The following is a 23336-nucleotide window of genomic DNA, read 5'->3' as shown; positions in this document are numbered from 1 at the left end:
CCTAGGTCAAAAAAAACGACAGCACACCCATATATAGTGCTTAAAGAAAACCAATCACCTATATATAGTAATTATCCACAATATCATCCACACCCTCCGCAGCCCTTGCGCCCTGCGGTTTTGCCCTGTGGATAAGCCGACGCTCCCCCATGGGGACAGGAGTTACAACGTGAAACCAGTAGTGATTAAACGGGACGGTTGCCAGGTACCTTTTGACGAGGTGCTGATCAAGCAGGCCATCGAGCGGGCCGCTTTGGCCGCTGAAGTTGTCGATGCCGACTACTGTGCTACCGTCGCCCGTGTGGTCGCTCAACAGATGGAAAATCGACCGCGAGTCGACATCCACGAAATCCAGCAGGCGGTAGAAAACCAGCTGATGTCTGGCCCGTATAAGCAGCTGGCACGTACCTATATCGAATATCGCCACGATCGTGACGTCTCGCGTGAGCTACGCGGGCGGTTGAATCAGGAAATCCGTGGCCTGGTGGAACAAAGCAACGTCGCGCTGCTCAATGAGAACGCCAATAAAGACAGCAAGGTGATCCCAACCCAACGCGATCTGTTGGCCGGTATCGTTGCCAAGCACTACGCCAAACAGCATATCCTGCCGCGCGATGTGGTGCTGGCGCACGAACGGGGCGAAATCCACTATCACGATCTCGACTACTCACCGTTCTTCCCGATGTTCAACTGTATGCTGATCGATCTGAAAGGCATGCTGACCAACGGCTTCAAAATGGGCAACGCCGAGATCGAGCCGCCAAAATCAATTTCCACCGCCACCGCCGTGACCGCGCAAATCATCGCACAGGTCGCCAGCCATATTTATGGCGGCACCACCATTAACCGCATCGATGAGATCCTGGCCCCGTTCGTTACCGAAAGTTTCCGCAAGCACCAGCAGGTGGCGCAGCAGTGGCAGATCCAAGACGTGGCAGGCTATGCGAGGACCCGCACCGAGAAAGAGTGTTACGACGCCTTCCAGTCGCTGGAATACGAAGTCAACACCCTGCACACCGCCAATGGCCAGACGCCGTTTGTTACCTTCGGTTTCGGCCTGGGTACCAGTTGGGAGTCGCGCATGATCCAGCAGTCGATCCTGAAAAATCGTATCGCCGGGCTGGGTAAAAACCGTAAAACCGCCGTGTTCCCGAAACTGGTCTTCGCCATCCGCGACGGCCTGAACCACAAGTTTGGTGACGCCAACTACGACATCAAACAGCTGGCGCTGGAATGTGCCAGCAAACGCATGTATCCAGACATTCTCAATTACGATCAAGTGGTCAAGGTCACCGGTTCGTTTAAAACGCCGATGGGCTGCCGCAGTTTCCTCGGCACCTATGAAGAAAACGGCGAGCAGATCCACGATGGCCGCAACAATATCGGCGTGATCAGCCTGAACCTGCCGCGTATCGCTCTGGAAGCCCAGGGTAACGAAGACCGCTTCTGGCATTTGCTGGATGAGCGCCTGCTGCTGGCCAAGAAAGCCCTGATGACCCGCATTGCCCGCCTGGAAGGCATCAAGGCCCGCGTGGCACCGATCCTGTATATGGAAGGAGCCTGCGGCGTGCGGTTGAAGGCCGACGATAATATCGCGGAGATTTTCAAGAACGGCCGCGCCTCGATTTCGCTGGGCTACATCGGCGTGCATGAAACCATCAACGCACTGTTTGGCGCAGAAAAGCACGTTTACGACGACGAGCAGTTGCGTGCCAAGGCCATCGCCATCGTTGAGCGCCTGAAAAACGCCACCGAAAGCTGGAAGGAAGAAACCGGCTACGGCTTCAGCCTATACAGCACGCCAAGTGAGAACCTGTGCGATCGCTTCTGCCGCCTGGATACCAGCGAATTTGGCGTGGTCACCGGGGTGACTGACAAGGGTTATTACACCAACAGCTTCCACCTTGATGTGGAGAAAAAGGTCAATCCGTACGACAAACTGGACTTCGAGGCGCCATATCCACCTTTGGCCAACGGCGGCTTCATCTGTTACGGCGAATACCCGAACCTGCAGCACAACCTGAAGGCGCTGGAAGACGTGTGGGATTACAGCTACACCCGCGTGCCTTATTACGGCACCAACACGCCTATCGATGAGTGCTACGAGTGTGGCTACACCGGTGAGTTTTCCTGTACCAGCAAGGGTTTCACCTGCCCGAAATGTGGCAACCATGATTCGGCAAAAGTGTCAGTGACCCGCCGCGTGTGTGGCTATCTTGGCAGCCCGGATGCCCGGCCGTTCAACGCCGGTAAGCAGGAAGAAGTGAAACGCCGGGTGAAACATTTGGGCAACGGGCAGATCGGTTAATTTTAGCCAGCGGCCCTCACCCTAACCCTCTCCCAAAGGGAGAGGGGATCGAATGTGCCACATCTTAACGACGGCATTCGTCCTCAACATAGCCTAAGCATCTGAGCACAGAGAGGCTTGAGATGAGAGGATGGGGCCAAATACGTCACAGGTGACTTCCATACCTGACCACCGCACCGTACCAGCTCCCTCTCCCCGTGGGTGAGGGGCCATATAAAAGAACGCAATACTATGAATTTCCACCAGTATTATCCTATCGATGTGGTCAACGGCCCCGGCACCCGCTGCACGCTGTTTGTCGCAGGCTGCGTGCACCAATGCCCCGGTTGCTATAACAAAAGCACCTGGCGACTGAACTCTGGCCTGCCGTTTACCCAGCAGATGGAAGATCAGGTCATAGCCGATCTCAACGAGACGCGTATTCCACGCCAAGGGTTGTCGCTGTCCGGTGGCGATCCGCTGCACCCGGCAAACGTCGCCGCCGTGCTGCAGTTGGTCAAACGAGTGCATGCCGAATGCCCCGGCAAAGATATCTGGCTGTGGACCGGCTATAAGCTGGATGAACTGGATAGCGAACAGATGCAGATTGTCGATCGGATTAACGTGCTGATAGATGGTAAGTTTGTGCAGGATTTAAAAGACCCGGCGCTGATTTGGCGCGGTAGCGCTAACCAGGTGGTGCATAAACTGCGTTAATGTTGATGTGCGTCCGGGTTTCCGACTGGCTTCGATGTGACGCTGTTTCAGTGTCCTAATAGCCACAACTGGCTGCGGGTATTTTCGCGATGGCTCCAGTTCAAAATCCCCTGCAAGTGCTTCATTCAATTCTGCGCCCAGCTGTGCGGCGTGATCACGCATCGATCGGACGGTATCAAGCGACAGGTATCCCTGTCCCTGGGAGGTGTCTCTACATGAATTCTGTAAAAGTTTGCGGAGCGGCCACTGGCACAGAACGGGGAAGGGAAGAAGAAGACGGCCAGCCCGATACACTACATATTGTGCGCTGGTCAGCTGCAATCGAAACCAGATGTTAATTTTTTGGGGATGGCCAGGAACGAAATGATCAACAAAGGATGTGAGCAAGTAAGCCGTACAAGGCGACATTTTGAGGCAGACAAAGAGCCTCAGTTTAGAGGACTGAATTTTTGGTTTGCCAATGACATATAAATAATTAATGAATTCAAACTAAAAAATACATCATGTGAATGAAAATTTTGATATTACCCATGTATATCAAACTATAACCTCATTTTTTCGTAAGGCTAGCTTTGACGAATGCATTAGAGATATAATGTTCTTTAGTACCAAATGTCGTATAAATAAAAGGAGCTTATTTAATGGACTATAGTTATTTTCTTAGACAACACATGCAGGCTGAAAGAAAAATGGCATTATCCCTTGATAAAGGTGTTGAGGGTGTCTATGAGAAAGCAATTGATACAACCGAGGCAATATATGATGGATTTGAAAGGCTTTCCTAGCGAACATCATGTTTCATAGATAAATATGAAGATGTTTGTCAAGAAATTAAAATAGAAGACGAATGGTATTTTGGAGTTATTTGGAAAGAGAGATATACTTCTGCATATGCTGATTTTATATATTGAATTTATTTTAGATGATGAGGATAGAACCCAAAGAGAAGCTAAATCAAGAACAAGAGGGACAAGTAAATTATTTGCTGCATTTACTTCTGGAGTGCTAACTAAGAAAGCTATTGCTTATACAATAGGTAAATCTTTATCTGGATCGCCTGATATTTTAGCCTCAATCAGGAAACAAACATATAAGAAAGGGCCATGGGCTTTAACGGGTGTTGCATTGTATGGGCAAGTTCAAAGGGCGGCTATGGCCGCAAGAAAACTAAGAACGATTGAACCTCGCTATTATAACATACTATATAACAATAGAATTGAGATGCTATATATATATGTAGATCCAATTATAACGGCGTTAATAATCAAGCTTAAAGGTAAACATAACGCTACGCTTGAAGAAAAAATTGAAATTTTAGAAGGGGGAATTGACTTATGATTATCGAAATATTAGAAATAACAAAAATCATGATTAATTTTGTTTTAAAATACGTTAAACTAATTGTATTTACTATATTTTTTAATTCCCTTCCAACTGCTGTCGTTGTTTTATTGTATTTGCTGTATTTGGCATTTATACCAGAATATAGTGGGAGGTTATTAATAATATCAATTATTGTGGTATTCTATTTATCTTGGAAGTATATCCCAGATAAGTATACATAAAATCCGTGTATAATACTAGAAAGCCCAACAGGATACTTAGAGATTTATAAATGGATTCCATGAATGAATTTTTTTAATCATATATTTTTATTATTGAATAATTGGGCGCTAACAAAGCTTGCTAAGCTTGTGGGCCTACCCATTTCTGGGTTTTCTAGCGGCAACTCAACGGCAAGTTCAATCTCATCATCAACTTGTTCCGAGGCCAATGGATTGAGTGGATAAAGAAATCCAAAAATGCGTTCCCGAGTTAGCACGTTTGTGACAACAAAATAAGCCTTGCTGGTATTTTTTCACTCAAGCCAGCGAGCCAGCACCCACTCTTTACATCAATATAAGACATCATCTCCCTGTCCCAAATTGTTCATCAGTTCGCCACCTACGCGTCACGTGATTGTCATCTGCCCCCGGCAACATTAGCCCAACTTTGTTACCGAGTGCCGATCATGAATTCTATCGCCGCTTTTTCGCTTTCTCCCCCCACCGAAGTGCCGAGGTATTGGCTATGACGCACTTATCTAGACATCCGACCAGTTACCCCACTCGATATCAGCAGATCGCCGCCCAGCTGGAGCAGGAGCTGTCCAGTCAATACCGCTGTGGAGATTATCTGCCTTCAGAACAACAGCTTGCCGAGCGTTTTGAGGTCAATCGCCATACGCTGCGCCGCGCCGTGGATGAGCTGGTAGAGCGCGGCTGGCTGCAACGCCGCCACGGCATCGGCATTCTGGTGTTGCTACGCCCGTATAACTATCCGCTGCACGCCAACACCCGTTTCAGCCAGAACCTGTTCGAGCAGGGCAGCCACCCCACCAGTGAGCGCTTACTCGCTGTTTTACGCCCGTGCAATGGGCATATTGCCAGCGCGCTCAACCGCGAAGAGGGGGAAACCATCATCCACCTGCGCACCCTGCGCCGGGTGAACGGCGTTCCTCTCAGCGTGATCGACCACTATCTGCCCGATCTCGACTGGTGGCCCGCCTTACAACAGTTCCACAACGGTTCGCTGCATGAGTTTATCCAACAGCAAATCCACCAGCCGCTGACCCGCCGCCAGACCCGCATCAGCGCACGGCGTGCACAGGCCAAAGAGAGCCGCCTGCTGGAGATAGCCACCCATGCCCCCTTGCTCTGCGTGCGCACCCTAAATACCTGTATCGGCAGCGATTTGGTGGCGGAATACTCCATCAGCCTGGCGCGCGCCGACATGATCGAACTGACGATGGAGCACTGAATGCAATCCTTACAGCAGAGACAACGCTGGATGTCGGTCCTGGCGCATAGCCAATCCGCCCAGCTGCGCAGCCACTGGCAGGCGCTGAGCCTCAACCCAAGCTACCAGCGCCTACGCGCCCCTGAGATTGGCCTGACACAGCTGCTAGGACGGATGGGAGCGACCGGCCGCCGCTTTGTGTTGGGCGATATGACCGTAACCCGCGCCGTGGTGCAGTTGGAAAACGGCGGCCAGGGCTATAGCTACGTAACCGGGCGTGACAAGGAACATGCCGAACTCTGTGCGCTGATCGACGCCCTGCTACAACAACCCGCCAACCATGAATTGCTACAGCTTCAGCTGATCGAACCCCTGGCCGCACTGCAACAGGAGCAGCGCCAACTGCGCGCCCGTGCCGTAGCAGCTAGCCGGGTGGACTTCTTTACGCTGGTGCGAGGGGATTAAGCCATGACGTTATTAACCGGTTTTGATCAGCCGATTGAGCAATCCCAGTCTGCTTTCCGTTTGATTTTAAAGGCGTTAAGTGAACCTGGCGTGATTGTTGAACTGCCAAATTGCCCGGCATGGGGTGCACTGAACGCCGCCAGCACCGCCGTGATACTGACGCTGGCGGATCAGGAAACCCCGCTCCAGCTCTGTGTCGACCTTAAAAGTGAGCAAGTGCTAACTAACATCCGTTTTCATACCGGTGCTCCGCTGGCAACCCGGCAGGAAGATATCCATCTGGCGGTATGGGATGACCAATTACGGCCTGCCGAGCTGAGCGCTTTACCCCACGGCAATGAAGTCTCACCGGAGTTCGGTGCCACGCTGGTAGTGCAGGTTGCAGCATTAGCAGGCAGCCACACACTGCGCCTTTCCGGCCCCGGCATTGAAAAACAACGGGAAATCGCCCCGCCATTGCCAGCTGCACTACGGGCTTATCTACTCGAACGGCCTCAGCGCTTCCCGCTGGGTCTAGACATTATCTTGACCTGCGGTGAGCGCCTAATGGCGCTGCCAAGAACCACCCGCGTGGAGGAGTGCTGATGTACGTTGCAGTGAAAGGGGGCGAAAAGGCTATCGAGGCAGCCCATCAACTACAGGAAAATCTGCGCAGGGGTGACGATACTCTTCCAGCGCTCAGCGCAGAGCAAATCGGTGAACAACTTGGCTTGGCGGTTGACCGGGTAATGACGGAGGGCGGTATTTACGATCGCCAACTGGCTGCACTGGCCATCAAACAGGCCAGCGGCGATCTGGTAGAGGCTATTTTCCTGCTGCGCGCTTATCGCACCACCCTGCCGCGCCTGGCCGTCAGCGAACCGCTGGCTAGCGAGAACATGCGGCTGGAGCGGCGCATCTCGGCGGTTTACAAAGACTTGCCCGGCGGCCAGGTGCTTGGCCCGACCTACGACTATACCCACCGCCTGCTGGATTTTACGCTGTTGGCCAACGGTGAAACACCTCCGGCACCGCAGGCCGATGAGCCGCTGCCAGAGAGCTGCGCCCACGTGTTCGAGCTGCTTAATCAGCAACGGCTGGCGCTGGCAGAAGAAGATGACGGCAGCACTCCGGACGATGTTACCCGCAACCCGCCGGTTTACCCCTGCTCCCGCTCGGCACGCTTGCAGCAACTGGTGCGTGGCGATGAAGGTTTCCTGCTGGCATTGAGCTACTCCACCCAACGCGGCTATGGCCGCAATCATCCGTTTGCCGGAGAGATCCGCAGCGGTTACGTTACCGTGGAGATCGTGCCGGAAGAGTTGGGTTTCGCCGTCGATATCGGCGAGATCCTGCTGACCGAGTGCGAGATGGTCAACGGCTTTGTCGACCCACAGGATCGGCCACCGCACTTCACCCGTGGCTATGGGCTGGTGTTTGGCCGCTCGGAACGTAAAGCCATGGCGATGGCACTGGTGGATCGCGCCCTGCAAACCGCCGAATACGGCGAGGACGTAGCAGGCCCGGCGCAGGATGAAGAGTTTGTGCTGGCGCACGCCGATAACGTGGAGGCCGCCGGTTTTGTCTCCCACCTCAAGCTGCCGCACTACGTCGATTTCCAGGCTGAACTGGAGCTGCTCAAACGCCTGCAACAGGAATTTGCCGCCCTTCAGGAGACCCGCCATGAGTGAAGTATTGACCGGCTATAACCTCGGTTATCTGGACGAACAAACCAAGCGCATGATCCGCCGCGCCATCCTCAAGGCAGTGGCGATCCCTGGCTATCAGGTGCCGTTTGGTGGTCGTGAGATGCCTATGCCTTATGGCTGGGGCACTGGCGGTATACAGATCACCGCCAGCATCATTGGCCGTGCCGACGTGCTGAAGGTTATCGACCAGGGCGCAGACGACACCACCAACGCGGTCTCCATCCGCCGCTTCTTCCAGCGAGTAGCCGGTGTTGCTACCACCGAGCGCACACCAGAAGCCACACTGATCCAAACCCGTCACCGCATTCCAGAAACGCCATTGCAGGCGGATCAAATCCTGATTTATCAGGTGCCCATCCCGGAACCGCTGCGCTTTATCGAGCCGCGCGAGACCGAAACGCGCAAGATGCATGCACTGGAAGAGTACGGCGTGATGCAGGTGAAACTGTATGAGGATATCGCCCGCTACGGCCATATCGCCACCACCTATGCCTATCCGGTAAAGGTTAACGATCGCTATGTGATGGACCCTTCGCCGATCCCTAAATTCGATAACCCGAAGATGCACATGATGCCCGCATTGCAGTTGTTCGGTGCCGGGCGTGAAAAACGCATCTACGCCCTGCCGCCGTTTACCAAGGTGGAAAGCCTGGACTTTGACGACCATCCGTTCAGCGTGCAGCAGTGGGAGGAGCCTTGCGCCCTGTGCGGCTCGCGCCACAGCTATCTGGATGAGGTGGTGCTCGACGATCAGGGCAACCGCATGTTCGTCTGCTCAGATACCGATTTCTGCCAGCAACAACTCAACCAAGAGGTACCGCACTGATGACTTCCGCTCCATTGAGTGCCGCACCGTTGCTGACGGTCGACAACCTCACCCATCTTTACGCACCGGGCAAGGGTTTCAGCAATGTGTCATTCGATATCTATCCCGGTGAAGTGCTGGGCATCGTCGGCGAATCCGGCTCGGGTAAAACCACGCTGCTCAAATCGATCTCTGCTCGGCTGGCCCCGCAACAGGGGCAGATCCTTTATCGCCCACAGCCAGGGCAGCAACAAGATCTATACGCTATGGCGGAAAGCGATCGCCGCCGCCTGCTACGCACCGACTGGGGCGTAGTCCATCAGCATCCGCTCGACGGTCTGCGGCCACAGGTGTCTGCTGGTGGCAACATCGGTGAGCGCCTGATGGCCATCGGCCAGCGTCATTACGGCGATATTCGCCAGCAGGCCAAACAATGGCTGGAGGACGTGGAGATCCCGGTTTCCCGTCTGGATGACCTGCCCACCACCTTCTCCGGCGGTATGCAGCAGCGCTTGCAGATCGCCCGCAATCTGGTGACCCACCCCAAGCTGGTGTTTATGGATGAGCCGACCGGCGGGCTGGACGTTTCCGTGCAGGCACGCCTGCTGGATCTGCTGCGCAATCTGGTAGTGGAAATGCAGCTGGCGGCAGTGATCGTCACTCACGATCTGGGGGTAGCACGCCTGCTAGCCCATCGCTTGCTGGTGATGAAAGAAGGTGAAGTGGTGGAAAGCGGTCTGACCGATCGGGTGCTGGACGATCCGCACCATCCTTACACCCAGCTGCTGGTCTCTTCGGTTCTGTCGTAACACAGGTGAGATAATGACAATTAAAATCCGGGTTGAACACCTGAGTAAAACCTTTGTCCTGCACCAACAGCACGGCACCCGCCTGCCAGTATTGCAGGATGCCAACCTGACCGTCAGCAGCGGCGAATGCGTGGTGCTGCACGGCCATTCCGGCAGCGGTAAATCCACCTTGCTGCGCTCGCTGTATGCCAACTATCTGCCAGACAGTGGCCAGATCTGGATCCATCACCAAAACGACTGGCTGGAACTGGTACAGGCCGAGGCTCGCCAGATCCTGGCCGTGCGCCGCCACACCATTGGCTGGGTCAGCCAGTTTCTGCGGGTGATACCGCGCATCAGTGCGCTAGAGGTGGTAATGCAGCCGTTGCTGGAATCCGGCGTTGAGCGTAGCGAATGCCGTCAACGCGCCGAAGCCCTGCTCAACCAACTCAACGTGCCGCAGCGCCTGTGGCAACTGGCCCCTTCGACCTTCTCCGGTGGTGAGCAACAGCGGGTGAATATCGCCCGTGGCTTTATCAAGGATTACCCCATCCTGCTGCTGGACGAACCGACCGCCTCCCTCGACAGCCGTAACAGCGCGGCGGTGGTTAACCTGATAGAACAGGCCAAACAGCGTGGCGCGGCCATCGTCGGCATTTTCCACGACGCAGGCACCCGTCAGCAGGTGGCTGACCGTTTACATACCATGCAGGCCCCACAGGTTCTGGAGACGCCATGATTATCAATAACGTCAAGCTGGTGCTGGAACACCAGATCGTTGCAGGTTCACTGGAAATGACCGACGGCGTGATCCGCAGCTTTGCCGATACCCCCAGCCAGCTACCGCAGGCGCTGGATGGTGAAGGCGGCTGGTTACTGCCTGGGCTGATTGAGCTGCATACTGACAATCTGGACAAGTTTTTCACCCCGCGCCCCAACGTGGACTGGCCAGCGCATTCGGCCATGAGCAGCCACGACGCGCTGATGGTCGCCAACGGCATCACCACGGTGCTGGATGCGGTGGCGATCGGTGACGTGCGCGACGGCGGGCACCGGCTGGAAAACTTGCAAAAAATGATCGACGCGGTGATCCACAGCCAGCGAGCCGGGGTGAACCGGGCCGAACACCGGCTACACCTGCGCTGCGAGCTGCCCCATGACAGCACCCTGCCGCTGTTCGAACAGCTGATGGATAAACCGGGCGTGTCTTTGGTGTCGCTGATGGACCATTCGCCGGGCCAGCGCCAGTTCGCCTCACGTGAGAAATACCGTGAATATTACCAGGGTAAATATCACCTTAATGACCAGCAGATGAGCGAGTTTGAGGTGGAGCAAATGAGCCTGTCCGAACGCTGGGCCACACCGAACCGCGAGGCGATCGCCGCCCACTGCCGAGCGCGTAATATCGCCCTGGCCAGCCACGACGATGCCACCGCCGAACATGTCAGTGAATCCGGTGCACTGGGCAGCGTGATTGCCGAATTCCCGACCACCGAAGCGGCAGCCCGGGCCTCGCATCAGCAAGGTTTGCAGGTGCTGATGGGCGCGCCGAATATCGTGCGCGGGGGGTCACACTCCGGCAACGTGGCGGCACATCATCTGGCGGCCCTTGGCGTGCTGGATATCCTCTCTTCCGATTATTACCCTGCCAGTCTGTTGGACGCGGCGTTTCGTCTGGCAAACGACGATCGCAACGCTTTCAGCCTGCCGCAGGCGGTACAACTGATCACCCGTAACCCGGCACGAGCGTTGGGCTTGCAGGATCGTGGGCTGATTGCCGAGGGGATGCGCGCAGATCTGGTACTGACCAGGCCGCACGGCGAACATATCTACGTGCAAAACGTCTGGCGTCAGGGCAAGCAGGTATTCTGATGGCCTATCTCATCTACCTGATGGGCCCATCCGGGGCAGGCAAGGACAGCCTGCTCGAACGGCTACGGGCAGCCACCGGTGCCGGGCCGCTGGTGGCGCACCGTTACATCACCCGCCCGGCCAATGCTGGCTGCGAGAACCATATCGCCCTGAGCGAACAGGAGTTTCTGCGCCGCCGTGCCAAAGGGTTATTCGCCCTGGACTGGCAGGCGCACGAACACCATTACGCCTTTGGTATCGAGGTCGATCTGTGGTTATTGCAAGGGATCGACGTGGTGGTCAACGGATCCCGTGCTCATTTGCCACAGGCGCTGCAACGCTACGGTACCCAACTGTTGCCGGTCTGTTTGCAGGTTTCCCCAGCGGTGCTGCGCCAAAGGCTGGAACAACGCGGGCGGGAAACGGCGGCACAGATTGAGCAACGGCTGGCGCGGGCGGCCGACTATCAGCAGACCCTGCCAGCGGGTTGCCGCCTGTTGGATAACAACGGCGATCTTGGGCATACCCTCGACGTACTGCTGACCTTAACCACAGGACAGACTGCTATGCAGTAAGAAATGAGGAAACCAACATGCAACTGACCTTTCTTGGTACCGGCGGCGCCCAACAGGTGCCAGCCTTTGGCTGCGACTGCCTGGTGTGCCAGCGGGCGCGGCGTGAACCGGCGTTCCGGCGGCGGGCGTGCAGTGCAATGATCAAATTTCAGGGGGAAACGACGTTGTTGGATGCGGGATTAAACTCGTTGGAAAGGCGTTTTGTGGCGGGGGAAATTCAACGTTTTTTACTGACACACTACCACATGGATCACGTTCAGGGGCTATTTCCTTTGCGTTGGGGGTGTGGAAATGTGATCCCAGTCTATGGCCCAGCGGATGAACAGGGCTGCGACGACCTGTTCAAACACCCCGGTATTCTGGCGTTCCAACCCCCGCTAACCCCCTTTGAAACGGTGGAGTTGGGCGGGCTGCACGTCACGCCGTTGCCGTTGATCCATTCCAAACTTACCCACGGCTATCTGATCCAGACGGCAGGCAAAGCCCTGGCCTATCTGACCGACACCGTCGGCCTGCCCCCGGAAACCGCACGTTATCTGCAACAGATCCCCCTCGATTTACTGGTACTGGATTGCAGCCTGCCACCACAGCCTCAGACGCCGCGCAATCACAACGATCTGCCCCGTGCGCAGGAGATCCAACAACGCTTGCAGCCACGGCGTACGCTGCTGACGCATATCAGCCATCACCTCGATTTATGGTTGATGGCCAACGAACTGCCGCCCGGCATGGAGCTGGCATTCGATAACCTCAGCGTTGAGTTATAAGTGATGCGAACAGTGCAACTGGTCAGATTCTAAAATCTTGACCCCGCTACCTGAGCTGAAGGCCTGTGTCAGCAGCGTTTGCGCCACGTCTTTGGCGGCAACGCCCTTCCATTTGCCAGGCAGCAGGCCGAACAGCGGTTGACTGAGTCGCTCCAGCAAACGCGGCTCAGTGCGGGAACCGAACAACATTGAAGGACGTACCAACGTCAGACGCGGCCAGTTCTGCTCACGCAGCACCTGCTCCATCTGTCCTTTGGTGCGGTTATACAGAAATAAGGATTTCGAGTTAGCCCCTATGGCGCTCACCACCAGACAATGCTGCGCCCCAAGGCGCTGCCCGGTAAGGGCCGTTTCAACCACCAACTGATAGTCGACATGGCGGAATGCCTCTGCGCTCCCAGCCTGACTGCGCGTGGTGCCTAGGCAGCAGAATACCGCATCCACCGGCTGTGCCAGCTGCGTCAACAACTCGTGCAGATCGCCCCCGACCGGGTTGTGCAATTTGGCGTGTGACGGCAACGCCTTACGCGTGGGAGCAATTACCGAAGTGACCTGTCTATCTGCCAACAGCAGGCGCAGCAATTCACTCCCTACCAGCCCGCTGGCGCCTGTGATCAGTACCCGTGCCATATGTTTTCCTCCTCACCTCTGAACCGCCTGTGGGGACTCTCTGCGCTCCTTTACGGCGCCGCTTTCACCTCGGCGACGTACGTCGGTAAATCCCAGGTTCCGCCCGCATGGATTAAACGGCACAGGCCGGTGGTGGCCTCGTTGCTTTGACGGAACGCAGTGCCATCCCATACCCAACTGGCCGTAGCCCAACAATCGCCCAATCCACGCCCCTTTTGCCCCATTGAGATTATCCCTTCATCATAGCCAGAGCCGGAATTGGTGACCAATACCGGAGCCTGTTTCAAGGCGCTGTCGATCACCCAGTAACCGTAACCTTCGTTATAGGCTGCCCGCCAACACACGGCGGTAATCAGGGCATGACCATTTCCTAGCGGGGTCAGCGTGATGCCATCCTCGCTTGCGCCGTCGTTATCCTGTGGGGACTGCATGCGGTCGCAATCATCCGGTTGCAGCGTTGCCAGCAGTTTGGGGGTCAGCGCGGCGATCTCGGGTGCCATCAGCGGGCGTTCTTCCGCCTTAACCACCTTCACCGCCTGGATCACCGGGGCAGGAATAGCTACTGGCACGCTACTTTCCGGCTTGTCGCCTTTTTTAGTCAAGGCGCCTGGCGTACCAATACGCCCCTGCACATCATCCATCTTCAATAAGGTGGCCGAAGCCCCCTCTCCTGACAGTACGAAAGGTGCGGGGCCGCCCTTAAATTCAACCGTGCCACTGCCTTTGATTGCGCCGATCAGTGCCAGAGTCTGGCTTGCTGACAAGTTCCAGTTTCCATACTTGGTCGGTTTGAGCGCACCAGCCGCCTTGCCGTTGATCCACAGCGTCAGTTTTGCCACCGGGGCTGAGTCACTACCTTCGTAATCCGCCAAGGTCACTTTCCCCGTAGGGACGGTGCCAGGGCCAGCAATTCGCGTGAGCAGCACCGAACCGTTCGAAGCGCTTGGCTCATCTTCATTAGCGTAGCCCGCAGCGCGACAGGTATTGGTGTTATCGCACGCCAGCTCCCAATTTTTATGGCCAAAGGAAATGCCGCTGTCTTGCGCCATCGCCGGGGAAACCAATGCCACCAGTAGCGATAATGCGGCTATCTCGGTGTTTTTCATGCCATCTACCCTTAATATTCAGCTCGATTATCAACGTGCCCAATGCAGCTTTTTGCCAAAGCCCAGGGTGTTATCGGTCATCTTCACTTCCCGCAACGCGATCTGCCAGATGGGAGCTTTCATCACCTTGGCCACCGGGAAACGTTTGCAGTAACGCGCACGGGCCAGTTCAGCCTCGTCCCCCGCCAACAGCGTGATTTCTCCCGCGTACTGCACCCCTTTGATCAGCGCAATGGTCTTGGGCTGCGGCGCAATAGTGCCAGCCACCCGGTTGTTCTGTTGCATCAGCTCACCGTGGCGGGTGTGCGGCTCGGTCATCAGCCATAGCGCCATACGCTCAGCATCGAAAACGTAAAAACAGTTGGCGCACCACATATCCAGGCCATCACCGGCGCAGAGCGTGAGCACATGTTGCTTGCCGAGAAAACGGATAATGTGCAGCGAGTCTTCGGTCTGGTTCAACGTAAGTTCTCCTTTTCACCTCTGCTATCTTACCCGCAGATTTGAAGGCAGTCACAATTAGCGACAAATTATGCTCAACATCAAACCAGCCTATTAATCAGTGATTCCTGCAATAGTCCTGCTGTACTGACCCCACTCCCGATCCCGCAACTAAAAGGCTATATTAGTGATTAGAACGTTTAGCCAAGCCTAAAATTCAGGATGTCCCAGTTTGAATTCAGCATTAAATAACACCATCACTATTCACTCAATTGATAATGAATTGCTAAAAACATACAAAAAACAAATTATTGACAATGGAAATTCAATTAAAAAATATGATACATCACAGTAGTATTCATTCAAAATAAAACAAAATTCATTATGTATCATAATGTTATGTCATTAGTGGCATGAACAATTAAAAATCATTGTTTCAAGTTAATACAGTGTGTAACATTGCATTCAGGATTACATCAATATAAGGGAAGAGTAAAATTGAATAAATTAGCTAAGTTAGTACTTGTCGCTGCAGCACTGTCTACATTAACTGCTTGTACTGGGCGTATTGAGAACAAAACAAAAGATTGTAGTTACGATTATCTGCTACACCCTGCTATTTCAATCTCAAAAATCATTGGTGGCTGCGGCCCAACTAACAAGTAAAGGTTAGTTTCGTACACGGTTTATTCGTGACGGTAATAAGCTTTACAACTCCCCATGCTTACAATGTCATAAAAAGCATCATTGGCAATGTATCAGCATGGGGAGACAGTTAATACCACCCATTCATCTTGCCATGCAACAATCAATAATACTATGATTTCTCAGCTATGAGACCATCACGCAAAGTATCATTACCAGACTCATGGTAGGTTGAAACCACGCTCTATACTACCTCCGTCTCAGCCCTGCTGTCAGCGAAGAACTCCTCCCGAAAGATAGACAACGTCGATTACTTTTCAACCTAGTCTATGCCACGAAGTCTGGATCAACGTAAGTTCTCCTTTTCACCTCCACTATCTTACCCGCAGATTTGAAGGCAGTCACAATTAGCGACAAATTATGCCAACGTCAAACCAGCATATTAATTATCAATCTCTGCATTTTTATGCAAGGTAAGCCTGGCCGCAGTAATAACAAATAAAAAACATCCTAGCTCTATTTCTGCTGTTACCCGCTTATATTGAGGGCGGCTTGCAGGGGTTAGGTTAGCCTAAGTCAAATTTATCCAGTCCGCTGGTTCACTTTGTAGCAATTACTTCACATATACCATCGCTGTAAAGTTCATAGCCATTCACTTCTGTGCATAGAAAATGAATAGTTAAGTAGGAATCGCATAAATAACGTGATCTACATCACTTTATTTCCGCATTTAGGGGATAAAATAGCGCCAAGTCCGAAACCCATAGGTAGATGGAAAATGGAAAACAACAACAGAAAGATGGCTCACATTCGACGAACTACACATATTATGATGATGGCTCACCGCAGCTGCTTTAGCTTTGCCTTTTTTAACTTCAGATAAACTCCCTCCTCTGCGTTCTTATTACGTCTTGCAGATAGACCTATGCCAAAGATCATTCCCTGCGCCAGATAGCGACGGTATCGCTTTGTTTTAATTAAAAACAGAGTGGATCCGGCATAATTGCAACCTCGTTTAAGAACCAAAAAATTTCGTAAAAATAAACTCGTAACCTAATTATGTTTGATTAACATGATTACGCTCACGCATACCTTTATTTTAACGAAAATATTTTTCGGCAAAGACATTATTTGCTGACGGGATATTTTCGCCTGAAGAATGATAAAAATGAACAAATTAAAAATTGCAGCGAACCAAAAGACTCTTTCTTGCTTTGAAACCACACGTGGAATTAGCGATGTGCACCACAGCGACTTTAATGACGTAGCCGCCATCGTTCTTTCCGTAGAAGACGTGCAGCAAGGCCTGGTGGCACAGCTGGAAGAAACCGGTTTAAACATTCCGATCTTTGTCGCCGTCTGCTGTGAAGAAGAGCTGGATAACGCCGTATTACCGGCGCTGAACGGCGTATTTGAACTCTGTGGCAAGAATACTCAGTTCTACGGTAAACAGTTGGAAGCCGCAGCGGTAAAATATGAAAGCGAGCTGCTACCGCCGTTCTTTAATACCCTGACCCAATATGTAGAGATGGGAAATGCCACCTTCGCCTGCCCAGGCCACCAAGGTGGGGAGTTCTTCCGCAAGCACCCCACAGGCCGCCAGTTCTTTGATTTTTATGGCGAAACTCTGTTCCGCTCCGATATGTGCAACGCCGACGTTAAGCTGGGCGATCTGCTGATCCACGAAGGTGCCCCTTGCGATGCGCAAAAGCACGCGGCCAAGGTGTTCAACGCCGATAAAACCTATTTCGTGCTGAACGGTACCTCGGCATCCAATAAAGTGGTAACCAACGCGCTGCTGAGCCGTGGTGATCTGGTGCTGTTCGACCGTAACAACCATAAGTCCAACCATCATGGCGCGCTGATCCAGGCCGGGGCAACGCCGGTATATCTAGAAACGGCACGTAACCCGTTCGGCTTTATCGGCGGTATTGACGCCCACTGCTTTGAAGAGAGTTATCTTCGCCAGCAAATCCGTGAAACCGCACCGGAACGCGCCAACGACGCTCGCCCATTCCGCCTGGCGATTATCCAACTGGGCACCTACGACGGCACAATCTATAACGCTCGCCAGGTCGTCGACAAGATTGGCCACCTGTGTGATTACATCCTGTTTGACTCCGCCTGGGTCGGCTATGAGCAGTTTATCCCAATGATGAAAGACTGCTCACCGCTGCTGCTGGAGCTGAACGAAAACGATCCGGGGATCATCGTTACCCAATCGGTACACAAACAGCAGGCCGGTTTCTCACAGACCTCGCAGATCCATAAAAAAGATAAACACATCAAAGGGCAAGATCGTTACTGTAACCATAAGCGTTTCAACAATGCCTTTATGCTGCACGCGTCCACCAGCCCGTTCTACCCGCTGTTTGCCGCACTGGATGTGAACGCCAAAATGCATGAAGGCAGGAGCGGCCAGCGTCTTTGGAAAGAGTGTGTGCGCATCGGCATTGAGTCACGCAAAATGCTGTTGGACACCTGCACCATGATCAAACCTTTCGTACCTGAGCAAATCGACGGTAAACCTTGGCAATCTTACAGCACCGAAGCCATGGCCAACGATCTGCGCTTCTTCAACTTTGTCCCTGGCGAAAAATGGCATGCCTTCGAAGGTTATGAGGAGTCACAATACTTTGTAGATCCCTGCAAACTGCTGTTGACCACGCCGGGCATCGATACCGCCAGCGGCGAGTACAGCAGCTTTGGTATCCCGGCCACCATTCTGGCTAACTACCTGCGCGAAAACGGTATTGTGCCGGAGAAATGCGACCTGAACTCCATCCTGTTCCTGCTCACCCCGGCGGAAGATATCGCCAAAATGCAGCATCTGGTGGCACTGATTGCCCGCTTCGAAAAACACGTCGAACAAGACGCCTTGCTGAGTGAAGTCCTGCCAACCGTATATAAGAACAACGAAAAACGTTACCAGAACTACACCCTGCGCCAGCTGTGCCAAGAGATGCACGATCTGTACGTCAGCTACAATGTGAAAGAATTGCAGAAGGAAATGTTCCGTAAGAGCCATTTCCCACGCGTTGCCATGGACCCACAAACCGCCAATACCGAATTCGTCCGTGGCAAGGTGGAACTGGTTTCTCTTGCTAAAGCCGAAGGCCGCATTGCCGCTGAAGGGGCATTACCTTACCCACCGGGCGTGCTGTGCGTAGTCCCGGGCGAAATCTGGGGAGGCTCTGCTCAACGCTATTTCCTGGCGTTGGAGGAAGGGATTAATTTATTACCTGGATTCGCTCCTGAATTACAAGGCGTTTATATCCAGCAGGATGAAGATGGCTGGAACCGGGCTTACGGTTATGTCATGAAAGCATAATTAACTTTACCGGAGGCGGCATATTTCCATGCCGCCAGACATATTTAGATATTCCTCAGATTTCAAAAAGAATCCATACCCTATGGATTTCAAGTTGCAGCTAGGCGACAAGCTATCTCATCCCCAGGAGCTTACGTTTTTGTAAGTGACTAGGGTGAGATAGCGCAGGTAACAACGCTGCAGCTTGAAAGACGACGGGTATAATTTGAGGAATATAAGAGCGAGAACGATCATGAGCAAATCCAATAATAAAATGGGGGTTGTGCAATTAACGATCCTGACAGCGGTCAATATGATGGGATCCGGCATAATTATGCTGCCTACCAAGCTGGCCGAAGTGGGGACGATCTCCATCGTTTCCTGGCTGGTGACCGCCGTAGGCTCGATGGCCTTGGCCTATGCGTTTGCCAAATGCGGCATGTTCAGCCGTAAATCCGGCGGGATGGGCGGCTATGCCGAGTACGCCTTCGGGAAATCCGGCAATTTTATGGCCAACTACACCTACGGTGTTTCGCTGTTGATCGCTAACATCGCCATCGCCATTTCCGCCGTGGGTTATGGCACCGAGCTGTTCGGTGTGGCATTGACACCGCTCGGCATCTGTATTGCCACTATCGCCGTACTGTGGCTGGCTACGGTTGCCAACTTCGGTGGCGCACGCATCACCGGGCAGATCAGCGGGATCACCGTCTGGGGAGTGATTATCCCGGTAGTCGGCATCTCGATTATCGGTTGGTACTGGTTCAGTGGCACCGCCTATATAGCCGCCTGGAATCCGCATGCGGTGCCTACCTTTGAAGCCATCGGGTCTTCTATCTCGATGACCTTGTGGGCCTTCCTGGGTCTGGAGTCTGCCTGCGCCAATACCGACGTGGTGGAAAACCCGGAACGTAACGTGCCTATCGCCGTGCTTGGGGGCACGCTGGGTGCCGCAGTGATCTACATTGTTTCCACCAACGTGATCGCAGGTATCGTGCCGAACATGGAACTGGCTAACTCAACGGCTCCGTTTGGCCTGGCGTTCTCGCATATGTTCAACCCAACCGTGGGTAAAATCATCATGGCGTTGATGATCATGTCCTGCGTTGGGTCACTGCTGGGCTGGCAGTTCACTATCGCCCAGGTATTCAAATCTTCTGCCGACAGTGGTTTCTTCCCGAAAATCTTCTCTAAAGTCAGTAAATCTGACGCGCCAGTGAAAGGCATGCTGACCATCGTGATTATTCAGAGCGTGATGTCGCTGATGACCATCAGCCCGTCGCTGAATAAGCAGTTTAACGTGCTGGTTAACCTGGCCGTAGTGACCAATATTATTCCGTACATTCTGTCGATGGCCGCGCTGATCATTATCCAGAAAGTGGCCAAAGTACCAGAGAATAAGGCGCGTATTGCCAACGTGATTGCCGTGATTGGGGCGTTATATAGCTTCTATGCGCTGTACAGCTCCGGCGAGGAGGCGATGATGTGGGGCGCTATTGCTACATTCTTCGGCTGGACTTTGTATGGGTTGGTTTCACCTCGCTTTGAGATGGCTGAAAAGCACGGTTGAGTTTATTGGTTGGGTGAAAGAAACGGGCGTTTCGGCGCCCTTTCTTGTTACTTTGCTGCCTGTACGGCAGTGAACGAGATAACGCAAAATAATGAGGAAATGACTATTTTCTAAGCTGCCTGTACGGCAGTGAACCAAACAGCTTGATTAATGCTTTCGTTCAGATGTTTCTAAGCTGCCTGTACGGCAGTGAACTTAACTTGGTCAACTGTTCCGCGCTTCACCGTTTCTAAGCTGCCTGTACGGCAGTGAACTTATTCAGCGGGTTCTGTAGCGTCAGGGAGCATTTCTAAGCTGCCTGTACGGCAGTGAACCCCTTAGTACACGCCTTAGTTCGTGGACAATATTTCTAAGCTGCCTGTACGGCAGTGAACACTTTCGCAGCTATCTACGCTGAGTGCGATCCTTTCTAAGCTGCCTGTACGGCAGTGAACATAATGCAGAAAGCAAAAACCCCACCGAAGTGGTTTCTAAGCTGCCTGTACGGCAGTGAACCGAAACTGGATGCCAGGTCATACACATTTGATTTTCTAAGCTGCCTGTACGGCAGTGAACGTCGGCGCAAACAACCGATCAGGCGGAATATCTTTCTAAGCTGCCTGTACGGCAGTGAACTCGCCAATACGTAGGAACTAAGCCCGCGTAGTTTTCTAAGCTGCCTGTACGGCAGTGAACCGGGCTTCGACTACTTCACAGCTTAGAATCTATTTCTAAGCTGCCTGTACGGCAGTGAACTGTGCGTTCAACACAATGGCATCGGCCAGATATTTCTAAGCTGCCTGTACGGCAGTGAACTGCAGCGCCCCCCAGTCTGGTTTGCTCATGCATTTCTAAGCTGCCTGTACGGCAGTGAACAAGATGGGCGTTAGATTGAGCCTGTTCATTTCTTTTCTAAGCTGCCTGTACGGCAGTGAACGACCTGATGCCGCTGTCTCGCTCCGTTCGCCTTTTCTAAGCTGCCTGTACGGCAGTGAACGGTCTTTTCGAGCTCGGTGATTTTTTCTGTCATTTCTAAGCTGCCTGTACGGCAGTGAACGGCTTAACGGTGGCGCTATGCGTACTTATGCTTTTCTAAGCTGCCTGTACGGCAGTGAACCAATTGCTTCTTTCCTCTGCGGTAACTTGATATTTCTAAGCTGCCTGTACGGCAGTGAACACCAAGTTCCAGATTCCGCGCGTCATTGTAGATTTCTAAGCTGCCTGTACGGCAGTGAACTGTTACAGACTAACGCTAATCGTCTGATCTGAAAAGTATAACCCGATTAAAAGAAGAAAAACCCTTTTTCTTGCCCACCATTATCCTTCACTTAAAATCAATGACTTAGCTAACCCCCAAAAAATAGGGTCTGCGGCGGACTGAAAGATTTATTAGTTGAACTCTAGCGAGTAACGCTGAAAAATAGCACGTCCTCTCGCCAGAATAATCACCGAAAATTTACGCAGGCCGTTATGAACGAAACAATCTGGCATCTCTATATGCTCCGAATGACCAGCGGGATGCTGTATACCGGCATCACGACAGACGTCACCCGACGAACGGCGCAGCATCAAGCCGGTAAAGGAGCCAAAGCCTTGCGCGGCAAAGGTGAGCTGGAACTGGTTTTTCACTGCCAGGTGGGGGATCGCTCGATGGCTTTGCGGCTGGAGTATCGGGTGAAGCAGTTGAGCAAAAAGCAAAAAGAGGAGCTGATAGTTAATCCGCCCCTCTCATTGGAATATCTACTGCCAGTGGTTAGTTAAAACCGATTAAAAGGCTCTGAATACTCCACCAGCCCATTCACACCGCTCAGCGCGTCTTCCGCCAGCGGATAAACCTGGAATGCGGCTTCCGTTCCTGGCCAGCGGCAATGCAGATCGAACTGGGCAGCCGTTTTAAAGCCGAAACGCCCGTAGTAAGCCGGTTCGCCCAGCACCACTACGGCGGCATAGCCGAACTCATTCAACGCATCTAGGCCTTCGTAAACCAGCTTTTCGGCCAAACCTTGGCGACGCAGGCTTTCTTCTACCGCCAGCGGCGCAAGACCAACCCACTGACGATCCTCACCAGCCACGTCAACCGGGCTGAAAGCGGCATAACCGACCACGCCACCCTCTTCGTCGGTAGCAACGATGCCCAACGTCAGCAACCCGTCTTCACGCAGTTGTTGCACCAGATCGGCTTCGTCATCCCGGCCAAAAGCGTTACGCAACAGCGCATCAATACCTGCGGCATCTACCGGAATTTCAACGCGGATCAGCATGGTTGCGGCACACGGGAAGTTTGCACCGTGCCCTCCTGCAAACCTGCTTCCACAAAGTCCGCTAACCGCAGCAGCCCAACGCGTAACGGCGTAGGCATCGCATCCAGATCGATAGCGTCCATCAGATTTTTTACATACAGGCCCAATTCGGTATCTCCTTCAATCTGCAACCGACGCTGGAAAAACAGCGTATCGGGATCTTGCTTACGTGCCGCAATCAAGATCAGATCGTTGGCTTCGCCGCTGAAGCTGACGTCCGCCTCAGCCTGTTGGCTCACCACCAGCCTATCGTTTTCTACCGTCATAAACCATTGCAGAGCCAGATCGCGCACTTCGATCTTTAGCCAGCGCGATTCAAGAAATTCCAAATCCCCCTCAGCCAGCGCCTGACGAAACTGCCAGCTCAGTACCTGTTGCAAAATCTGACGCTGCAGAGCAAACGGCGTGAATTTTAACGGTACGCGCAACAGCGACGGCCCTTGACGCACAATGCGTGCTCGTAGTTTTTCCAACACTGTTATTCACTCCTTTCTACTCAGTCTGAGGTTATTTTGCCACATTGCGGCTACGCGTAACCGGTCTATATCAAAAAATGGTGCAATTAACGCTCATCTTTCCCTGCACATTTCAAGTAAGCGCATCAATATCAATACGCCAGAATCTGCCTCAAATC

The 23336-nt window shown here is 53.1% G+C and carries 24 protein-coding genes, 1 pseudogene and 1 CRISPR repeat array; of the genes and pseudogenes, 19 read left to right on the top strand and 6 right to left on the bottom strand.

Annotated elements, in window-relative coordinates:
* Positions 1–169 precede the first annotated feature (169 nt).
* Positions 170–2308: an anaerobic ribonucleoside-triphosphate reductase gene (gene nrdD, locus KAJ71_RS18175; protein WP_248946987.1), complete on the top strand. Its 2139-nt coding sequence runs from the start codon at positions 170–172 to the stop codon at positions 2306–2308.
* 231 nt (positions 2309–2539) lie between these two features.
* Entirely contained in the window at positions 2540–3004 is a 465-nt protein-coding gene (gene nrdG / locus KAJ71_RS18170) for an anaerobic ribonucleoside-triphosphate reductase-activating protein (RefSeq protein ID WP_248946986.1), read from the top strand.
* Here nrdG and KAJ71_RS18165 read toward each other — a convergent pair.
* A pseudogene (locus KAJ71_RS18165) lies at positions 2987–3142 on the bottom strand (tyrosine-type recombinase/integrase); the annotation flags it as partial. The gene nrdG and the pseudogene KAJ71_RS18165 sit on opposite strands and share 18 nt — an antisense overlap.
* A gap of 503 nt (positions 3143–3645) precedes the next feature.
* On the opposite strand from KAJ71_RS18165, the gene KAJ71_RS18160 reads away from it, so the two are divergent.
* The 12 genes from KAJ71_RS18160 to phnP all read left to right on the top strand — a co-directional run bounded on the left by KAJ71_RS18160 (position 3646) and on the right by phnP (position 12721).
* Positions 3646–3789 carry a hypothetical protein gene (locus tag KAJ71_RS18160; protein ID WP_248946985.1) on the top strand — a complete coding sequence of 48 codons (144 nt, stop codon included), beginning with the start codon at positions 3646–3648 and terminating at the stop codon, positions 3787–3789.
* A gap of 70 nt (positions 3790–3859) precedes the next feature.
* Entirely contained in the window at positions 3860–4342 is a 483-nt protein-coding gene (locus KAJ71_RS18155; protein ID WP_248946984.1) for a hypothetical protein, read from the top strand.
* A 732-nt stretch (positions 4343–5074) separates the two neighbouring features.
* On the top strand, positions 5075–5803 hold the full coding sequence (phnF, locus tag KAJ71_RS18150; RefSeq protein WP_248946983.1) for a phosphonate metabolism transcriptional regulator PhnF: 729 nt from the start codon (positions 5075–5077) through the stop codon (positions 5801–5803).
* Complete coding sequence (phnG, locus tag KAJ71_RS18145; protein ID WP_248946982.1) at positions 5804–6247, top strand: phosphonate C-P lyase system protein PhnG; 444 nt, start codon at positions 5804–5806, stop codon at positions 6245–6247.
* Positions 6248–6250: 3 nt separating this feature from the next.
* Entirely contained in the window at positions 6251–6832 is a 582-nt protein-coding gene (phnH, locus tag KAJ71_RS18140; RefSeq protein WP_248946981.1) for a phosphonate C-P lyase system protein PhnH, read from the top strand.
* A complete protein-coding gene (locus KAJ71_RS18135) occupies positions 6832–7917 on the top strand; it encodes a carbon-phosphorus lyase complex subunit (protein ID WP_248946980.1) in 1086 nt (361 codons plus the stop codon). Before phnH ends, KAJ71_RS18135 begins: the two co-directional genes overlap by 1 nt.
* On the top strand, positions 7910–8761 hold the full coding sequence (locus KAJ71_RS18130; RefSeq protein WP_021179081.1) for an alpha-D-ribose 1-methylphosphonate 5-phosphate C-P-lyase PhnJ: 852 nt from the start codon (positions 7910–7912) through the stop codon (positions 8759–8761). The genes KAJ71_RS18135 and KAJ71_RS18130 overlap by 8 nt, the downstream gene beginning before the upstream one ends.
* Complete coding sequence (gene phnK, locus KAJ71_RS18125; RefSeq protein ID WP_248946979.1) at positions 8761–9549, top strand: phosphonate C-P lyase system protein PhnK; 789 nt, start codon at positions 8761–8763, stop codon at positions 9547–9549. The genes KAJ71_RS18130 and phnK overlap by 1 nt, the downstream gene beginning before the upstream one ends.
* 13 nt (positions 9550–9562) lie before the next feature.
* Positions 9563–10267 carry a phosphonate C-P lyase system protein PhnL gene (phnL, locus tag KAJ71_RS18120; RefSeq protein WP_248946978.1) on the top strand — a complete coding sequence of 235 codons (705 nt, stop codon included), beginning with the start codon at positions 9563–9565 and terminating at the stop codon, positions 10265–10267.
* Positions 10264–11400 (top strand): alpha-D-ribose 1-methylphosphonate 5-triphosphate diphosphatase, encoded by a 1137-nt coding sequence (gene phnM, locus KAJ71_RS18115; protein ID WP_248946977.1) that lies wholly within the window; start codon positions 10264–10266, stop codon positions 11398–11400. The genes phnL and phnM overlap by 4 nt, the downstream gene beginning before the upstream one ends.
* Positions 11400–11954 carry a ribose 1,5-bisphosphokinase gene (phnN, locus tag KAJ71_RS18110; RefSeq protein WP_248946976.1) on the top strand — a complete coding sequence of 185 codons (555 nt, stop codon included), beginning with the start codon at positions 11400–11402 and terminating at the stop codon, positions 11952–11954. Before phnM ends, phnN begins: the two co-directional genes overlap by 1 nt.
* A 17-nt stretch (positions 11955–11971) precedes the next feature.
* Positions 11972–12721 (top strand): phosphonate metabolism protein PhnP, encoded by a 750-nt coding sequence (gene phnP, locus KAJ71_RS18105; protein ID WP_248946975.1) that lies wholly within the window; start codon positions 11972–11974, stop codon positions 12719–12721.
* On the opposite strand, the gene KAJ71_RS18100 is transcribed toward phnP, so the two are convergent.
* Genes KAJ71_RS18100 through KAJ71_RS18090 form a run of 3 tightly spaced genes read right to left on the bottom strand, consistent with a single transcriptional unit; the run spans position 12716 to position 14919 of the window.
* Complete coding sequence (locus KAJ71_RS18100; RefSeq protein WP_248946974.1) at positions 12716–13351, bottom strand: NAD(P)H-binding protein; 636 nt, start codon at positions 13349–13351, stop codon at positions 12716–12718. The two genes, phnP and KAJ71_RS18100, sit on opposite strands and share 6 nt — an antisense overlap.
* A gap of 50 nt (positions 13352–13401) precedes the next feature.
* Positions 13402–14457, bottom strand: coding sequence for a DUF1176 domain-containing protein (locus tag KAJ71_RS18095; protein ID WP_248946973.1), 1056 nt, complete (start codon positions 14455–14457; stop codon positions 13402–13404).
* Between the two features lie 30 nt (positions 14458–14487).
* A complete protein-coding gene (locus KAJ71_RS18090) occupies positions 14488–14919 on the bottom strand; it encodes a YhbP family protein (RefSeq protein ID WP_248946972.1) in 432 nt (143 codons plus the stop codon).
* Between the two features lie 477 nt (positions 14920–15396).
* Here KAJ71_RS18090 and KAJ71_RS18085 point away from each other — a divergent pair, with 477 nt between their 5' ends.
* From KAJ71_RS18085 to KAJ71_RS18065, 5 genes are all read left to right on the top strand, one after another.
* On the top strand, positions 15397–15564 hold the full coding sequence (locus tag KAJ71_RS18085) for a YhfL family protein (protein ID WP_248946971.1): 168 nt from the start codon (positions 15397–15399) through the stop codon (positions 15562–15564).
* A gap of 757 nt (positions 15565–16321) precedes the next feature.
* A complete protein-coding gene (speFL, locus tag KAJ71_RS18080; RefSeq protein WP_112363015.1) occupies positions 16322–16426 on the top strand; it encodes a leader peptide SpeFL in 105 nt (34 codons plus the stop codon).
* Between the two features lie 285 nt (positions 16427–16711).
* Positions 16712–18874: an ornithine decarboxylase SpeF gene (gene speF, locus KAJ71_RS18075; protein WP_248946970.1), complete on the top strand. Its 2163-nt coding sequence runs from the start codon at positions 16712–16714 to the stop codon at positions 18872–18874.
* Between the two features lie 232 nt (positions 18875–19106).
* Positions 19107–20423 (top strand): putrescine-ornithine antiporter, encoded by a 1317-nt coding sequence (potE, locus tag KAJ71_RS18070; protein ID WP_248946969.1) that lies wholly within the window; start codon positions 19107–19109, stop codon positions 20421–20423.
* 47 nt (positions 20424–20470) lie between these two features.
* Positions 20471–21639: a CRISPR direct-repeat array (repeat unit 28 nt; unit sequence TTTCTAAGCTGCCTGTACGGCAGTGAAC).
* Positions 21640–21872: 233 nt separating this feature from the next.
* Entirely contained in the window at positions 21873–22163 is a 291-nt protein-coding gene (locus KAJ71_RS18065) for a GIY-YIG nuclease family protein (protein WP_248946968.1), read from the top strand.
* Here KAJ71_RS18065 and KAJ71_RS18060 read toward each other — a convergent pair.
* On the bottom strand, positions 22160–22663 hold the full coding sequence (locus KAJ71_RS18060) for a GNAT family N-acetyltransferase (RefSeq protein ID WP_248946967.1): 504 nt from the start codon (positions 22661–22663) through the stop codon (positions 22160–22162). The two genes, KAJ71_RS18065 and KAJ71_RS18060, sit on opposite strands and share 4 nt — an antisense overlap.
* Complete coding sequence (gene ubiT / locus KAJ71_RS18055; RefSeq protein WP_248946966.1) at positions 22657–23178, bottom strand: ubiquinone anaerobic biosynthesis accessory factor UbiT; 522 nt, start codon at positions 23176–23178, stop codon at positions 22657–22659. Before ubiT ends, KAJ71_RS18060 begins: the two co-directional genes overlap by 7 nt.
* Positions 23179–23336 lie beyond the last annotated feature (158 nt).

The organism is Serratia silvae (assembly GCF_023282985.1).
In the GTDB taxonomy this organism is placed as follows: domain Bacteria; phylum Pseudomonadota; class Gammaproteobacteria; order Enterobacterales; family Enterobacteriaceae; genus Chania; species Chania silvae.
Note: the sequence above shows the minus strand (reverse complement) of the source record. Positions and strands in the feature narration are given on the sequence as shown.

Coding starts and splice junctions, on each gene's coding strand:
- nrdG (WP_248946986.1), top strand. CDS start 2,540: ATGAATTTCCACCAGTATTATCCTATCGATGTGGTCAACGGCCCCGGC.
- KAJ71_RS18160 (WP_248946985.1), top strand. CDS start 3,646: ATGGACTATAGTTATTTTCTTAGACAACACATGCAGGCTGAAAGAAAA.
- phnF (WP_248946983.1), top strand. CDS start 5,075: ATGACGCACTTATCTAGACATCCGACCAGTTACCCCACTCGATATCAG.
- phnG (WP_248946982.1), top strand. CDS start 5,804: ATGCAATCCTTACAGCAGAGACAACGCTGGATGTCGGTCCTGGCGCAT.
- phnH (WP_248946981.1), top strand. CDS start 6,251: ATGACGTTATTAACCGGTTTTGATCAGCCGATTGAGCAATCCCAGTCT.
- KAJ71_RS18135 (WP_248946980.1), top strand. CDS start 6,832: ATGTACGTTGCAGTGAAAGGGGGCGAAAAGGCTATCGAGGCAGCCCAT.
- KAJ71_RS18130 (WP_021179081.1), top strand. CDS start 7,910: ATGAGTGAAGTATTGACCGGCTATAACCTCGGTTATCTGGACGAACAA.
- phnK (WP_248946979.1), top strand. CDS start 8,761: ATGACTTCCGCTCCATTGAGTGCCGCACCGTTGCTGACGGTCGACAAC.
- phnL (WP_248946978.1), top strand. CDS start 9,563: ATGACAATTAAAATCCGGGTTGAACACCTGAGTAAAACCTTTGTCCTG.
- phnM (WP_248946977.1), top strand. CDS start 10,264: ATGATTATCAATAACGTCAAGCTGGTGCTGGAACACCAGATCGTTGCA.
- phnN (WP_248946976.1), top strand. CDS start 11,400: ATGGCCTATCTCATCTACCTGATGGGCCCATCCGGGGCAGGCAAGGAC.
- phnP (WP_248946975.1), top strand. CDS start 11,972: ATGCAACTGACCTTTCTTGGTACCGGCGGCGCCCAACAGGTGCCAGCC.
- KAJ71_RS18100 (WP_248946974.1), bottom strand. CDS start 13,351: ATGGCACGGGTACTGATCACAGGCGCCAGCGGGCTGGTAGGGAGTGAA.
- KAJ71_RS18095 (WP_248946973.1), bottom strand. CDS start 14,457: ATGAAAAACACCGAGATAGCCGCATTATCGCTACTGGTGGCATTGGTT.
- speFL (WP_112363015.1), top strand. CDS start 16,322: ATGGAAAACAACAACAGAAAGATGGCTCACATTCGACGAACTACACAT.
- speF (WP_248946970.1), top strand. CDS start 16,712: ATGAACAAATTAAAAATTGCAGCGAACCAAAAGACTCTTTCTTGCTTT.
- potE (WP_248946969.1), top strand. CDS start 19,107: ATGAGCAAATCCAATAATAAAATGGGGGTTGTGCAATTAACGATCCTG.
- KAJ71_RS18065 (WP_248946968.1), top strand. CDS start 21,873: ATGAACGAAACAATCTGGCATCTCTATATGCTCCGAATGACCAGCGGG.
- KAJ71_RS18060 (WP_248946967.1), bottom strand. CDS start 22,663: ATGCTGATCCGCGTTGAAATTCCGGTAGATGCCGCAGGTATTGATGCG.